Annotated in this window: 17 protein-coding genes and 1 other RNA gene; 11 read left to right on the top strand and 7 right to left on the bottom strand. The window is 60.5% G+C overall.

All coding sequences use genetic code 11. The annotated features are described in order from the left end of the window. Positions 1-30 precede the first annotated feature (30 nt). From ACNPN0_RS07425 to ACNPN0_RS07375, 11 genes are all read left to right on the top strand, one after another. Entirely contained in the window at positions 31-264 is a 234-nt protein-coding gene (locus ACNPN0_RS07425) for a hypothetical protein (RefSeq protein WP_448938281.1), read from the top strand. A 6-nt stretch (positions 265-270) separates the two neighbouring features. Next, a complete protein-coding gene (locus ACNPN0_RS07420) occupies positions 271-690 on the top strand; it encodes a TadE family protein (RefSeq protein WP_448938280.1) in 420 nt (139 codons plus the stop codon). Continuing rightward, positions 683-1,129 (top strand): hypothetical protein, encoded by a 447-nt coding sequence (locus ACNPN0_RS07415; RefSeq protein ID WP_105658364.1) that lies wholly within the window; start codon positions 683-685, stop codon positions 1,127-1,129. Before ACNPN0_RS07420 ends, ACNPN0_RS07415 begins: the two co-directional genes overlap by 8 nt. 49 nt (positions 1,130-1,178) lie before the next feature. Then, positions 1,179-1,577, top strand: a complete 399-nt coding sequence (locus ACNPN0_RS07410) for a hypothetical protein (RefSeq protein WP_332487271.1) — start codon at positions 1,179-1,181, stop codon at positions 1,575-1,577. 392 nt (positions 1,578-1,969) lie between these two features. Beyond that, positions 1,970-3,085, top strand: a complete 1,116-nt coding sequence (prfB, locus tag ACNPN0_RS07405; RefSeq protein ID WP_105658366.1) for a peptide chain release factor 2 — start codon at positions 1,970-1,972, stop codon at positions 3,083-3,085. A 280-nt stretch (positions 3,086-3,365) separates the two neighbouring features. Next, on the top strand, positions 3,366-4,163 hold the full coding sequence (gene ftsE, locus ACNPN0_RS07400) for a cell division ATP-binding protein FtsE (protein WP_105658367.1): 798 nt from the start codon (positions 3,366-3,368) through the stop codon (positions 4,161-4,163). Further along, positions 4,160-5,074, top strand: a complete 915-nt coding sequence (gene ftsX / locus ACNPN0_RS07395; RefSeq protein WP_448938279.1) for a permease-like cell division protein FtsX — start codon at positions 4,160-4,162, stop codon at positions 5,072-5,074. Before ftsE ends, ftsX begins: the two co-directional genes overlap by 4 nt. A 52-nt stretch (positions 5,075-5,126) precedes the next feature. Continuing rightward, on the top strand, positions 5,127-6,590 hold the full coding sequence (locus tag ACNPN0_RS07390; RefSeq protein ID WP_434693306.1) for a peptidoglycan DD-metalloendopeptidase family protein: 1,464 nt from the start codon (positions 5,127-5,129) through the stop codon (positions 6,588-6,590). A gap of 54 nt (positions 6,591-6,644) precedes the next feature. Further along, entirely contained in the window at positions 6,645-7,124 is a 480-nt protein-coding gene (gene smpB / locus ACNPN0_RS07385) for an SsrA-binding protein SmpB (RefSeq protein WP_105658370.1), read from the top strand. 113 nt (positions 7,125-7,237) lie between these two features. Then, positions 7,238-7,606, top strand: a transfer-messenger RNA (tmRNA) gene (ssrA, locus tag ACNPN0_RS07380). A gap of 177 nt (positions 7,607-7,783) precedes the next feature. After that, positions 7,784-8,257, top strand: a complete 474-nt coding sequence (locus ACNPN0_RS07375; protein ID WP_166650814.1) for a DUF2568 domain-containing protein — start codon at positions 7,784-7,786, stop codon at positions 8,255-8,257. Between the two features lie 48 nt (positions 8,258-8,305). Here the strand turns inward: ACNPN0_RS07375 and crcB are convergent, their stop codons facing one another. From crcB to aroA, 7 genes are all read right to left on the bottom strand, one after another. Continuing rightward, positions 8,306-8,686 carry a fluoride efflux transporter CrcB gene (gene crcB / locus ACNPN0_RS07370; RefSeq protein ID WP_448938278.1) on the bottom strand — a complete coding sequence of 127 codons (381 nt, stop codon included), beginning with the start codon at positions 8,684-8,686 and terminating at the stop codon, positions 8,306-8,308. Next, positions 8,686-9,147 (bottom strand): CrcB family protein, encoded by a 462-nt coding sequence (locus tag ACNPN0_RS07365; RefSeq protein WP_448938277.1) that lies wholly within the window; start codon positions 9,145-9,147, stop codon positions 8,686-8,688. Before ACNPN0_RS07365 ends, crcB begins: the two co-directional genes overlap by 1 nt. Beyond that, the gene (locus ACNPN0_RS07360) at positions 9,144-9,629 is read right to left on the bottom strand and encodes a universal stress protein (protein ID WP_448938276.1); all 486 of its coding nucleotides are present in this window, start codon (positions 9,627-9,629) and stop codon (positions 9,144-9,146) included. Before ACNPN0_RS07360 ends, ACNPN0_RS07365 begins: the two co-directional genes overlap by 4 nt. 74 nt (positions 9,630-9,703) lie before the next feature. Continuing rightward, on the bottom strand, positions 9,704-10,333 hold the full coding sequence (locus tag ACNPN0_RS07355) for a metal-dependent transcriptional regulator (RefSeq protein WP_448938275.1): 630 nt from the start codon (positions 10,331-10,333) through the stop codon (positions 9,704-9,706). 14 nt (positions 10,334-10,347) lie between these two features. Then, positions 10,348-11,154, bottom strand: coding sequence for an inositol monophosphatase family protein (locus ACNPN0_RS07350; protein WP_434693318.1), 807 nt, complete (start codon positions 11,152-11,154; stop codon positions 10,348-10,350). A 14-nt stretch (positions 11,155-11,168) separates the two neighbouring features. Beyond that, the gene (gene rsgA / locus ACNPN0_RS07345) at positions 11,169-12,260 is read right to left on the bottom strand and encodes a ribosome small subunit-dependent GTPase A (RefSeq protein ID WP_448938274.1); all 1,092 of its coding nucleotides are present in this window, start codon (positions 12,258-12,260) and stop codon (positions 11,169-11,171) included. Further along, entirely contained in the window at positions 12,260-13,576 is a 1,317-nt protein-coding gene (gene aroA, locus ACNPN0_RS07340) for a 3-phosphoshikimate 1-carboxyvinyltransferase (protein ID WP_448938302.1), read from the bottom strand. The genes rsgA and aroA overlap by 1 nt, the downstream gene beginning before the upstream one ends. Positions 13,577-13,810: the final 234 nt, after the last annotated feature.

Here is a 13,810-nt window from a genome sequence, read left to right as displayed (position 1 = left end):
GAAATCCTTTAGCAAGTTAGAAGGGCCGTCATGAATCACATACAAGAAATGATGCTCAAACTGGTATTGCAAATCACTGCAACCGGTGAACTACTCTTTCGTAAGGTTTCCCCGAAACTCAGGGAAAGCAGAGGCGACGTGCCCGGATGGGTCATGATTACCCTCATGTCCGCGTTGCTGGTTGCCGCATTGCTGGCCATTGCGGGGCCTAGGCTGCAGGACCTGTTCAACCAAGCGATCGATCGAGTTTCCGGATTGGGATAACCGCGCATGTGGTCGAGTGCGGGGTCTCCTCAAAATTCGGAATCTGCGGAACTTGTAGATGGCGAGAACGGGTCTGCTGTAGCCGAATTTGTCATGGTCACAACGTTGCTTGTGCTCATCGCAATGACGCTCATCCAACTCGCGTTGGTACTGCATGTGCGCAACACCCTGATTGACGCAGCATCGAACGGCGCCCATTACGGTGCTTTGGCCAATCGGTCAGTATCCGACGCTCGAAGCAGAACTCGGATGTTGATCACCGAAAGCTTGCATGGCGGATTTGCCCGTGACATTGCTGTGAGCACAACCCGCGTTGGTGATAGCCAGTTGGTAACCGTATCGGTTAACACGAGGGTGCCCTTAATCGGGTTCATGCCCAACGGGTGGGATTTGCAGGTTCAGGGAGAAGCTGTGCGTTATGGGTAGAGCCAAGTATCTCGCTGCCGCGATGCACAAGAGAATCCGGGCCGAAGATCGCGGCAGCGCGATAGTGGAGTTTATTTTTGCTTCAACTGTCTTGCTGATTCCCATGGTGTACCTGATCCTGGCCGTCGGACAGCTGCAAGGCGGTAGCTATGCCGTGGTTGGAGCTGCTGATCATGCAGCGAAGGTTTTCGCCGCCGCCGATAACCCCGCCCAGGCAAGGTCAGATGCGCACGCAGTCGTACGAAGAACCATGAACAACTTTGGATATGCCGACGCTCGCACATCGATTAGTTGCGACAAGGAATGCTTGAGTCCGGGCAGTGTCGTCACCGTGACGGTAGCGTTGGATGTTCCCCTTCCTTTCGTTTCCGACTGGGCAGAGGTATCTGCTTTCACCGTGGATTCTTCAGCCTCGCAAAGGACTGATCGCTTTGGCTAGGACAAAACGCACTGCCCTGAATCCACGGGACGAGGATGGGCAATCCTTAGTGCTGGCAATCGGCTTGTGCGCCATCACTTTGCTGACTATTTCAGTGGTGCTAGCAGTCAGCGCAGTCAACCTCAAAGCGCGGCAGCTGTTGTCAATTGCCGACGGGGCCGTCGTGGCTGCCGTGGATGAATTCGAATTTGTTGCGGACAATGGCGACCCGAGGATTCAGTTGGACCAGCAACGCGTGCAACAAGCCGTGCAACAGTACCTTTCGGATGTGGGTGCGGCCGGCCGCGTCGACAATCTACGCATTGGCCGGGTGCAGATCACGCCTGATGGGCAAGGTGCGAATCTCGTGCTGCAGGGTTCGGTGCAACCGCCGATAGTGGGGTGGATCGTTCCAGACGGAGTACCAATATCTGTAGATTCATCAGCAAGAACTGTACTGAGCAGGTGAACACATCCGCGCAGAGCAGCATGGATGTTCCAGGGAAGCGGGAAACGCACAAGTACGGGGAAGCAAGAGAAAGAACGTGTCAGCGAGCAACGCTGCTGCATGCCCCAGGAGCGGAATTCAGGAAGGATGGATCCAGCGCAACCGGATCCATCATTTTTGCGGTAGTTCGGGCTTCATTGGAAGCTTGCGGACCCCACCTCGAAATCCCAGTTCAGAAAACACTGTTCGAGAACTGACTGGCCGGCTTCCCGATCGACCCGTGGATGCAAGCCTTGCACGTTGGCTAGGGGTTCCACAGCGTGATTTTCAGTGAATACCTCTATTGGAACTTCTTTTCGGCGATAGCACCGGACTCATGGATCAATGGCTAAATGACGTAGTCTTAGAGGACCATGGCAAAAACTGACTTCTCCGCTGAAATCCGCTCACTGCGTTCTACATTCTCCGCAATTGAAGACGTGAGCGATGTCGAGCAGATCAAAGCTGACATCGCAGTCCTCTCGGAGGAAGCTGGCGTTCCGAACCTCTGGGATGATCCGGCCGCCGCGCAGATCGTTACCAGCAAGCTATCGCATCGCCAGTCTGAGCTGGAACGGCTGACCCGGCTGAAGACCCGCATCGACGATTTGGAAGTCTTGGTTGAGCTTGCTGAACTTGAAGACGACGATGATACGTTGCACGAAGCGGACAGAGAGCTCGTCAGCGTCCAGAAGTCCCTTGCCGAACTCGAAATTGTTACCCTTCTCAACGGTGAATTCGATGCTCGCGGAGCGGTTGTCACGATTCGCTCCGGTGCCGGCGGCGTTGATGCCGCCGATTTCGCAGAGATGCTTTTGCGCATGTACCTGCGCTGGGCTGAACGCCGTGGTTACAAGGCCACCGTTATGGATACCTCGTATGCCGAGGAGGCCGGCCTCAAATCGGCAACCTTCGAAATCGACGCACCGTATGCCTTCGGCACACTCTCGGTAGAAGCCGGCACGCACCGTCTGGTTCGCATTTCACCATTCGATAATCAGGGACGTCGCCAGACGTCGTTTGCCGCGGTGGAGGTCGTGCCGCTGATTGAGCAGACTGACACCATTGAAATCCCTGAATCTGAAATTCGCGTGGACGTCTTCCGTTCCTCTGGCCCTGGCGGACAGAGCGTTAACACCACCGACTCTGCAGTACGCATGACGCATATTCCTACCGGAGTTGTCGTCTCGATGCAGAACGAAAAGTCGCAGATCCAGAACCGTGCTGCCGCACTTCGAGTTCTGCAGTCGCGGTTGCTGCTTCTGAAGAAAGAACAAGAAGACGCCCAGAAGAAGGAATTCGCCGGAGATGTGAAGGCATCTTGGGGCGATCAGATGCGTTCCTATGTGCTTAATCCGTACCAAATGGTCAAGGACCTGCGTACCGAACATGAAGTCGGCAATACCCAGGCAGTACTTGATGGTGAAATTGACGATTTCATTGATGCAGGCATCCGCTGGCGTGCAGGACAGCGTCGCCCTAGTAAGTAAGCGAAATCGCGAATTCCAGCTGGTCTAAACGCTTTTGCCACAGAGGGTGTAAGTATCGTCACCGTTACGAACTCCGTTTCGCTAATTCCAGCTAGTCATGCCTAAGCTGGGCATTCTGCGTTAGCTGTATGTACGGCATGAATCTCGCAACACACCTTATATTTCGGCTGGTTAGCTACCTGGCACCGATAGTGTTTGGAAGACTGGCGCACCAAAAGACGTTTGATCTCGAGATTGGTATTCGTGGGTCGCGCCCCGACGAAGACTAGCGATTGAAGACATGATTAAATTCGAAAACGTCTCGATGGTTTACGAGCCAAAGCAGCAGAATGCAGCTTTGGACGATATAAACATCGAGATAGACCGTGGCGAGTTCGCCTTCTTGGTTGGCGAATCCGGTTCGGGTAAGTCGACCTTCCTCAGCTTGGTGCTGCGCGAAAAGCGCTCCACCGACGGATCCGTCTACGTGGCGGGACAGAACCTCAACCGCATTCCGAGCCGCCGTGTGCCTAAGCTGCGCCGTGATATCGGTTTCGTTTTCCAGGACTTCCGCCTGCTGCGCGAGCGCACGGTCTTCGACAACGTCGCGTTCGCCATGGAGGTCATTGGAGCTTCACGGGCCCAGATCCGCGAGCGTGTGCCAGATGCACTTAAAATGGTCGGCCTTGAAGATAAGGCGCGTCGCAAGCCAACTGAACTTTCCGGTGGCGAGCAGCAACGCGTCGGCATTGCCCGCGCCATTGTGAACAGGCCCTCGATCCTGCTTGCCGATGAGCCTACGGGTAACCTCGACCGCAAGAACAGCATCGAAGTCATGAACGTGCTCAACCGCATTAACCAGAATGGTACGACTGTCCTGATGGCTACGCACGCACATGAACTGGTGAGCGAATACCGCCACCGCGTTATTGAACTGAGTCGCGGGCAGGTCATCCGCGATGAAATTGATGGACAGTACGCCCCGATGACCACCGTGGTGAACCAGGACGGTTCGCGCGAACTGCTCGTCGGCGATTCCGCCGTGGAGTACGACGAAGAGTCACAGGTTGCTGAGGACAAGAAAGACGAGGACCAGTGAGACTAGGATTTATTCTCCGCGAAGCGGCGAAGGGCCTGCGGCAGAATGTCGTCATGGTCGTCTCTGTGGTGCTGGTGACTTTCGTATCGTTGACCTTCGTCGGTGCCTCGGTATTACTGCAGCTCCAGATCAACCAGATGAAGGGCTACTGGTACGACCGCATGGAAGTTGCGGTGTACCTCTGCGATGACACGAGCACTTCGCCCAACTGCGCTGGTAGCGCGGTTTCCGAAGAGCAGCGTCAGAGCATTGAAGAGATGCTCGAATCAGAGCAGCTCGCGCCGTATATCAAGGAATTCGCCTACGAGTCGAAGGACCAGGCATACGAAAACTTCCTCGACCAATACGAGAACTCGGCGTTGGTTGACCAGGTCACTGCTGAGCAGCTGCCTGAATCATTCCGCGTCGCACTGGTAGATCCGGAGAAGTATCCGGTGATCAACGAAGCGTTCTCCACGGTACAAGGCGTTGACTCGGTCATTGATCAACGGGAACTGCTTGAAAAGGTCTTCCAGTTGGTGCGCGTGGCGTCCGCCGCCGCTGCTGTCGTTGCAATCGTGATGATTGTTTGCGCGGTGCTGCTGACCGGTACGACTATCCAGCTCTCAGCCATGCACCGGCGACTCGAAACAACGATCATGCGACTGGTTGGTGCATCGAAAGCAACGATTCAGCTGCCGTTCATTATCGAAGGAGTCATCGCGTCGCTGATTGGTGGATTGCTGGCTTCTGGAACCTTGTGGATGCTGCTGAAGTTCCTCGTCGAGGATAAGTTGGCCAATGAAAACGTCGGTGTAGCGTTCATCTCCACCAGTGAAATATGGCTTGTTGCTCCGATACTCTTGATTATTGGTATCGTTTTGGCCACAATTTCATCAGTGGTAACGTTGAAGCGTTACCTGAAGGTTTAGCTGAACGTTATCTAGGCTTGAACTGAAGTACGCAATTTCTAAAAGGAGCTTTATGCTGTCGAACGCAGTGCGACGTAAATTCTTACGCGCCTCCATCGGTGGAGCAATGGCTCTCGCGCTCACGCTGCCCGCAGGGCTGGTAGCCGCCGATGAGCTGGACGACAAGAAAGCTCAAGTCGAAAAGAACATCGATACCCTCGAGAACGACATGGAATTCTTGGATGCCGACATTCAAGAAACCGACAGGAAATTGCGTGACCAGCAAGCACAGGTTCCTGTAGCCCAGCAGGCATTGGCTGACGCGCAAAGCCGCGTAGCCAATGCACAGGCCACCCTTTCCGATCTCAACAACCGCTTAATCAGCGCGCAAGCTACTCGTGATGAAGTGGCTAAGCAGATCGAGGAAAACGCGGCTAAGCTTTCCGACGCTCAAGATGCGATGGCGCAGATCGCTTCTGAGGCGTATAAGCGCGGCGGCGTTTCTGGCGGGCTGGACATGATCCTCAACATGGATTCGGCGACCAAGATGGCAGATGGCCTGGACATGGCCAACCGCGCCATGGAATCCCAGAATGCCGCATACAATGACCTGGCCCAGGAACAAGCCAGCAATGAAAGCAACAAGCTTCGCCTGGTTGCTGTTGAAAAGGAAATTTCCTCCCTGAAAGCCCAGGCTGAGGAAGCCTTGGCGCAGGAGCAGGCGGCGCGAGATGCTGCGCAGAACGCCAAGAACGAACTGGATGCGCTGGTTGCCAGCACCGAAGAACTCAGTGCTGAACTTGAAGCGCAGAAGCCGCGTATCCAGGCGAAACTGCAATCGCAGCAGAAGGAATACGCCGCGGTCAACCAGCAGATCAAGGAACGCCAGGAGCGCTTGATCAGGGAAGCTGCCGAACGCAAGCGCAAGGCAGAAGAAAAAGCGCGCCGCGAGGCGGCAGCCGAGCGAAAGCGCATCGCTGAGGAAAAGGCGGCCTACGAAGCTGAGCAGGAGCGCAAGGCCGCGGAAGCTCGCGCAGAGAAAAAGGCCTACAAGAAGAAGGCCTATGTAGCACCGAAATCCGAGCCAAAGGCACCGACATATGCCGAGCCAAGCAGCTGGGGTTTGGTTAAGCCCACTACCAGTAACCGATTGACCTCGACCTTCGGCTGGCGCCCGACTCCAGCTGGAACAATCGACTATGGCGGCCGTGGCGGCTATGTCCACGCAGGCATTGACTGGGGATTCGGCGGCCAGTGCGGCTCGCCAATCACGGCTGCTGCCTCCGGTGAAGTGTGGATGGCCGGTTGGGGCGGATCCTCGGGTAACAAGGTCACCGTTTCTCACGGCGTCATCAAGGGCAAGGCCCTGGCCACCAACTATCACCACATGTCCCGCATCGCGGTAAGTGTCGGCCAGCATGTGAAGCAGGGCCAGGTTATAGGCTACGTTGGCACCACCGGCAATTCGACCGGCTGCCATCTGCACTTCGAAACGATCATCAATGGTTCACATGTGAACCCCTTGGGACTTCTCTAGCGCTAGACTTGTAATCTGTGCGCGGGAATCCGCCCGCGACATGCAAGGAGTAACGTGGCTAAGAAGAATCAAGAAGATCGAGTAATCGCGAGCAACCGCAAGGCGCGCCACGATTTCGAAATACTCGACACCTTCGAAGCTGGCATGGTGCTCACGGGTACTGAGGTGAAGTCGCTTCGCGAAGGCAAGGCCTCGCTGGTTGACGGTTTCGGCCAGTTCTACCGTGGCGAGCTGTATATCGAGAACGTCTACATCCCCGAGTACCTCAATGGATCGTGGACCAATCACGCGGCCCGTCGTCGCCGCAAGCTCTTGCTGCACCGCCAGGAACTGCTCAAGATCGAACGCAAAATCAGTGAAGCCGGCCTGACCGTCGTCCCGCTGAGCTTGTACTTCAAATCCGGTCGGGCGAAGCTGGAGATCGGCGTTGCCCGCGGTAAGCGCGAATACGACAAGCGGCAGACCTTGAGGGAAAAGCAGGATAACCGCGAGGCGTTGCGTGCCATGCGCGAACGCAACCGCGGAAACGCATAAGGCTAGCTTGTGGCGCATTTCGCATTGGGGGAAACCCGGGCAGTGCGCTATGATTGGTAGACACGCCCTAGGGTGTGGTTGTACCCGGGAGACCGGGACTGACAACAAAATACGGGGATGATCGGTTTCGACGGTGTGAGTCGCGACAGATGAAGCGGGCCGAGGACGCAAAGTTATCTCGTAAACGCCCTTTGCAAACCAATAAGTGCCGAATCAAAGCGCACTGACTTCGCTCTCGCTGCCTAAGCAGCCAGACGGTCCGTTAGCCAGGGGACGCTATCGCCCCTGTTCCTAACGTCATTTAGATAGCCAATGTATCCAGCGGATGTTGCCGCTTCTGGATACACATTTAGGCAACTGTGCCCGGATCAACCACATGTTTGCGTGATGGTTGGGGCAGAGAAAATCCGCAGCAAACTGCGCCCGGAGAAGACCTGGCAACACCACATCGGACGGGAGTTCAATTCTCCCCATCTCCACAATATCCAGCTCCGGAGCCAGGCCAATAGGTCTGGCTCCGGAGCTTTTTGTTTGTTTCGGAGTCCGCAGTCACATCGCGAGCCTGTTCGCAGGATGGAGAATTTACACATAGACTTGAAATGAAAGTCCAAGGCTTTCGAAACGACAGCGTGTGCAGAAACGGAGTGAGATTGAAGTCGATGGGTAAGAACAGTTCCCAGCGGGTATCGCCTTTCCTTTCAGCAAGCTATGCGGCAGTTGCCTTCCTCTTGGAAGTAGGATTGCTTTTCGCCGCGGCACTAGCCGCTATCGCTTTCATCCCATGGCCGACAATCCCAGCAATCCTTGTAGTAGTTGTCCCGCTGCTGATCCTCTGGTCGATCTTCTTCTCGCCGAAAGCCGTCATCAAGTTGAGGCTGCGAACCCGTCTGCTCCTGGTCCATATCATTTACCTCATCGGAGCCTACGTGCTGTGGCTGAGCGTCGACCATTCCTTCTACGATCAATCGCAGATTTGGGCCATCGGAATGCTTGCGTTGACCGGCATCAGCGCCATTCTGGTCATCGCCACTGGCGGATACGTGGTCCCGCACGATCGAACCAAGCAGCCACCGAAGCAAGTTCCGAGCCGGGCACGAGCGGGTGCTCCCAAGGGACGCCGGGCAGCACGCTAGAACTGATGGAATGCCAAGCCGAAAGGCTTGGCATTTTTTCGTTTGCGGCTAGAAGAGCCCAGCGACGTGGTAGCCGAGCAATGCCGCGAGCACCGCTCCAGCGAGGGTCCCCAATGCATTGGCCAGGCTGGCTGCGAGGCGGCCGGCCTGGAGCAGCCGGACAGTTTCGAAACTGGCCGCCGAAAACGTCGTGTAGCCGCCGAGCAGTCCTGAACCTATGGCCGCAAGCCATTGCGCCGACAACAACTGCTGGGCCATCAGCCCGGTCAGCGCACCCAACGCGAAGGAGCCGGAGAGATTGACCAGGATCGTGCCCCAGGGCAGCGGGGCTGGAAGCCACCGCTTGATCAGGGCATCGAGCACGAAACGCAGGCAGGCGCCAAGGCCGCCGCAGAGCGCAACGATAAGAAATAAGCCGGGGGAGAGCACTAGTGAAGCCCTCCCGATTTCCGGGCCATGCGCCTAGCCCCAGCGGCGATTCCGCACCAGGTTGCCAATGCACCGAAGAACACCGTGAACAGTGCATAGCCCAGGGCATGGAGCGCTGCGCCGGATGCGAACATCTGCATGCTGCCGGTGGCCAGCGCGCTGTAGGTCGTGAAGCCGCCCAGGAAACCGGTGCCCAGCAGCAGCCGCAGCCGGTGATGCTTGCGCTCGTCGTGGCCGGGATGCGAAAGCGCCTCGAGCAGCAGGCCGAGCAGGAACGCCCCCAGCATGTTGGCTAGGAAAATCGCGATCGGGAAACCGCCGGGATCTGGCAGCAGCAGGCCCAGGCCTTGGCGGCAGGCCGTACCGGCAGCGCCGCCAAGGAATACCAGCAGCAGGAAACGCGGGTTGAGGAAGGAACCCTGCGCGGTGCGCTGGGCCATGGGTGTTAGCGGACGGGTCATGAATTGCGAATCTGTTCTGCGCGGCGTGGCGGGATGAGGAGCACCGGATGGCGCTGTCGATGGGTCAGATGCACCGCTACCGAACCGTTGAGCAGTTCCCGGATGGTGTTGGCCATGGAACGCTCCCGAACCCCGAGCACAATCAGCGCCGCATCATGCTGCAGGGCAAGATGCGACAGTTGCTGAGCGGGGCCACCGGCCGCGGCATGCGCCTGCCATTCCAGCCCCGATCCGCCGAGCTGGGCTTCGAGCTGCAGCAGAAGGCGTGCCGGGAAGCGCTCAATTGCTTCGTCCCCGGATTCGGGATCCAGCGGTGCGCTGCGGATGGTGCCATCGGGAAGCTCTTCGAGCGGATAGCGGGTGGGATCCACGTGGACGCAAAGCAACCGCGCTCCGAGCGCGCCGGCGAGGTCTGCGGCTGCGTCCAGAACGTGGGGATCGAGGCGATCCGGGATGCCCAGGATGATCGGTCGTGTCTCCAATGGCCCTCCCTTTGGCAGCCGGGCGCACCTGGCAGCGCGTCGCTGCTTTTCATTCTTGCACAGCCGGCACGCAGCTAGGCTTTGCGCACCCAGATCAGCGAAGCCTCAATGAAATCCAGCTGATGCGGCAATTCGATGACCGCCCCGGGAACCAGCCCCTGGGCGGCGGCACGACGCAGGAACTGGGGGTCTTCATCGCTGATCCGGTCGATGACGGCCCGGGTACCGGAGTAGCGGTCAAGCCGGATGGCCCCGGAGACCGGCAGTTCCCCTTCCGCGCTGGGAATCGCGTCGCCATGCGGATCGTGGCGCGGGTGGCCCAGCCGGGCTTCCAGGGCGTTGATAAAGCGGTCGGTGACGGTGTGCTCCAGGGCCTCGGCCTCGTCATGCACCTCATCCCAGCCATAGCCCAGCTCATCGCGCAGGAAGGTTTCCAGCAGGCGGTGGCGGCGCACCATGCGCAAGGCCTCGCGCCGGCCGGTGCCGCTGAGCGTAATGGCTCCGCGCGGCACGTGATGGACCAGGTGCTTGGCTGCGAGCTTCTGCACCATGGCGGTGGCCGAGGCAGGGGACAAGCCCAGCTGGTCGGCCAGCGCGCCGGTGCCCACTTCGGTGTCTTCCCATTCGGTGAGCAGGTACACCGCCTTGAGGTAGTCCTCTTCGCTGGTGGTCAGCCCGGCCGGCCCGCGTCGTGCAGTTGCCATCGTCCTCGCGCTGCCTAGCTGCGGTTCAGGTAGGGAAGGATCGCCTCGTGCAGCTTGCCGTTGGTGGCCAGGGCGTTGCCGCCATGGCAGCCCTCTTCCCCGGCCACCGAGGTGAAGCGGCCCCCGGCTTCGCGTACCACCGGCACCAGGGCGGCCATGTCGTAGAGCTCCAGTTCGGGTTCGAAGGCCGCATCGACCGCGCCTTCGGCCAGCAGCGCGTAGGACAGGAAATCCCCGTAGCCGCGGGTGCGCCACGCGGTATCCAGCAGTTCCAGGAAGCCCTCGAGCTTGCCCGCCTCCTTCCAGCCGTTCAGCGAGGCGTAGGCCAGCGAGGAGTCAGACAGCTCGCTCACCGAGGAGACCTTGATCTGGCGGGTGGCGGTGGTACCGGCGGTGGCACCCGGTTCGGTGACGAACGCGCCCAGGCCGCTCGCGGCATGCCAGCGGCGGGTCATGGCCGGGGCGGAGATGACTCCCAGCACCGGTTCGCCGTCGATCTCCAGCGCGATCAGCGTGGCCCAGACGGGTACGCGGCGCACGAAGTTCTTGGTGCCGTCGATCGGGTCGATGACCCAGCGCCGGGAGCCGGTGCCGTGCACGCCGAATTCTTCGCCGAGCACCGAATCATCGGGGCGGTGGGCGGCCAGCTCGGCCAGGATCAGCTGCTCGGCGCCGCGGTCGGCGTCGGAGACCGGGGTCATGTCCGGCTTGGATTCGACCACCAGGTCGTTGGCGCCGTAGCGGGCCAGGGTGAAGGCGTCGACCTTCCCGGCCAGGGCCAGGGCGAAGTCGAGATCTTGCTGCAGGGTGTATTCAGCCATGGTGTTGCGGGCGCCTAGAGCGCGCCGAGCTCCTTTTCGTGCGTGGTTTCCTCGGTGGTGACCAGCCGGCGGTAGGAGGCCAACCGGTCAGCGGCCTGGGTGCCTTCGGCATTTTCGGCCCAGGCTTCCAGCGCGCAGCCCGCCTCGCCGGCGGCATGGGTGCAACCGCGCGGGCAGCCGGTGGCGATTTCTGCCAGGTCCTCGAAGGCGGCCAGGATATTGTCCCGGTCTACCAGTCCTAGCCCGAAAGAACGGATGCCGGGGGTGTCGATCAGCCAGGATCCAGGGGTTTCGCCCAGGCGCAGGGCCAGGGCGTTGGATGAGGTATGGCGTCCGCGGCCGGTGACCGCGTTGACGTGCCCGGTGGCGCGGGTCGAACCGGTCAGGGCGTTGACCAGGGTGGACTTGCCCACTCCGGAGTGGCCCAGCACTACCGAGACGCAGCCGGAGAGGATCTCTTCGAGTTCGGCCAGCGCGCCGGCATCCAGCCGGGCGCTGGAACCGTCGGCGCCGCGCGCGTCCACACCGGAGGCGTCGGCAGTGGTGGTACGGGAGATGACCACGGGGAACTCCAGTCCCTCGTAGTGCTTGAGGAAGTCGGCCGGATCCTTCACATCCGCTTTGGTCACGCACAGCACCGGCTGGATGCCGGCGTCGAAGGCGGCGACCAGCGCGCGGTCCACGAAGCCGGTGCGCGGCTCGGGATTCGCGGCGGCCACGACGATGACCAGCTTGTCCACATTGGCCACGACCACGCGCTCGGTGGCGTCGGTGTCGTCGGCGCTGCGGCGCAGCAGCGTGGTGCGCTCTTCGATGCGGATCAGCCGGGCCAGGGTATCGGGCTTTCCGGAGGTGTCGCCCACCAGTCCCACCAGGTCCCCGGGCACGATCGCCTGGCGGCGCAGCTCGCGGGCCCGGGCGGCGATGACGATGCGCTCCGTGGCGGTGTCCTCATCCAGGATTGCGGTGTAGCGGCCGCGGTCCACGGTGATGATGCGGCCGATGACCGCCTGTTCGTAGGCCGGGCGGTCCTTGGTGCGCGGACGGCTGCCCTTCTTGTTGGGGCGGACGCGGACCGAGGATTCGTCGTAGTCGGAGTAGCGCATTAGCCCTGGCCCTTTGCGGTAGCCGCCATGCGGGACCATAGCTGCGGGAAATCCGGCATGGTCTTGGCCGTGGTGGCGATGTTTTCCACGCGCACCCCGTCGATGGCCAGGCCCAGCAGGGCACCGGCGGTCGCCATGCGGTGGTCCTCGTAGGAATCGATATCCGCTGCCTGCAGGGCTCCGGGAACGATTTCCAGCGCGTCCGCGGTGGCGGTGACTCTGGCGCCTACCTTGGACAATTCGGTTTCCAGCGCGGCCAGCCGATCGGTTTCATGGCCGCGCAGGTGACCGATGCCGGTCAGCTTGCTCGGCGAATCGGCCAGCACGCACAGTGCTGCCAGGGTAGGGGCCAGCTCGGAGGCATCGGCGTAGTCGATGCCGCGGATGACTCCGGTTCCGCGCACGGTGAGCACGCCGTCGCCGCTGTGGCTGACTTCCGCTCCCATCGCGGCCAGTATTTCTACCCATTTGCCGCCGACCTGGGTGGTCCTGGCAGGCCAGAAGGGCACGCGCACGGTGCCGTGGCTCGCCAGCGCGGCGGCCAGGAACGGTCCGGCGTTGGACAGGTCCGGTTCCACGGTGACGGTGAAGCCCGCCAGCTGGCCCGGGGCGATGCTCCAGCCGCGCGCATCGGCATCGACGCTTACCTCTACGCCCAAATCGCGCAGGGTCTGGACGGTCATCGCGATGTGGTCCGGGGAAGCGATAGGCCCCGGCGCCGCGCGCAGCTTCAGCCCGCCGGGCAATGCCTGGCCAACCAGCAGCAGCGCGGAGATGAACTGGGAGCTGCCCGACGCGTCGATGACCACTTCGGCATCCTGCTTCAGCTCGCTGGCGTCAATGGTGAAGGGCAGCATGCCGGTGGTTCCGGCGTAGTCGATGCGGGCGCCCAGGGCTGCCAGCGCGTCCAGTACCGGGGCCATGGGCCGCACGCGGGCCGCGGCGTCGCCGTCGAAGGCCACCTTGGCGCCGGCGACGGCAGCCAATGGGGGAACGAAGCGCATGACCGTGCCGGCCAAGCCGCAGTCGATCGCCAGCGGTCCGGCGGCCAGCTGGCCCGGGGTGATGTCCACGGTGGTGGAGCCGTCGGCCTGCTCGGTGCGCTTGATCCCGACCCCGAATCCGGCCAGGGCGCTGAGCATCAGCTCGGTGTCGCGGCTGATCAGCGTGTTGTGGATCGTGGAGGGCGAGGAGGCCAGGGCCGCAAGGATCAGATACCGGTTGGTCAGCGACTTCGAAGCTGGCACCGGGACGGTTGCATCCAGTCCGGTGGCGGCATAGGGCGCTGCCCACCAGTTCTTTTCTGCGTCGTGCAGCTGATCGAGGGGGCTCCCGGGGGCGCTTGCAGTGCTGATTGGTAGATCCTTAGGCTCGAGGCTTCAATTCGGGGCCGCTGGCAGTACCGCAAGTACTGTGCGCCCACTGCCTAATTCTAGCCGAGATCGGTGCGGGAATAAGGCTTTAGCTCCGCTGGTTATACCTACTGTGACGATACGACAGGACACTTCAAACGCCGGCGGCACCGCTTGCGCCGTCGCCGAGCAACCGCG

The sequence above is a fragment of the Glutamicibacter sp. AGC84 genome (assembly GCF_053543575.1).
This window is presented reverse-complemented; position numbering and strand designations above follow the sequence as displayed.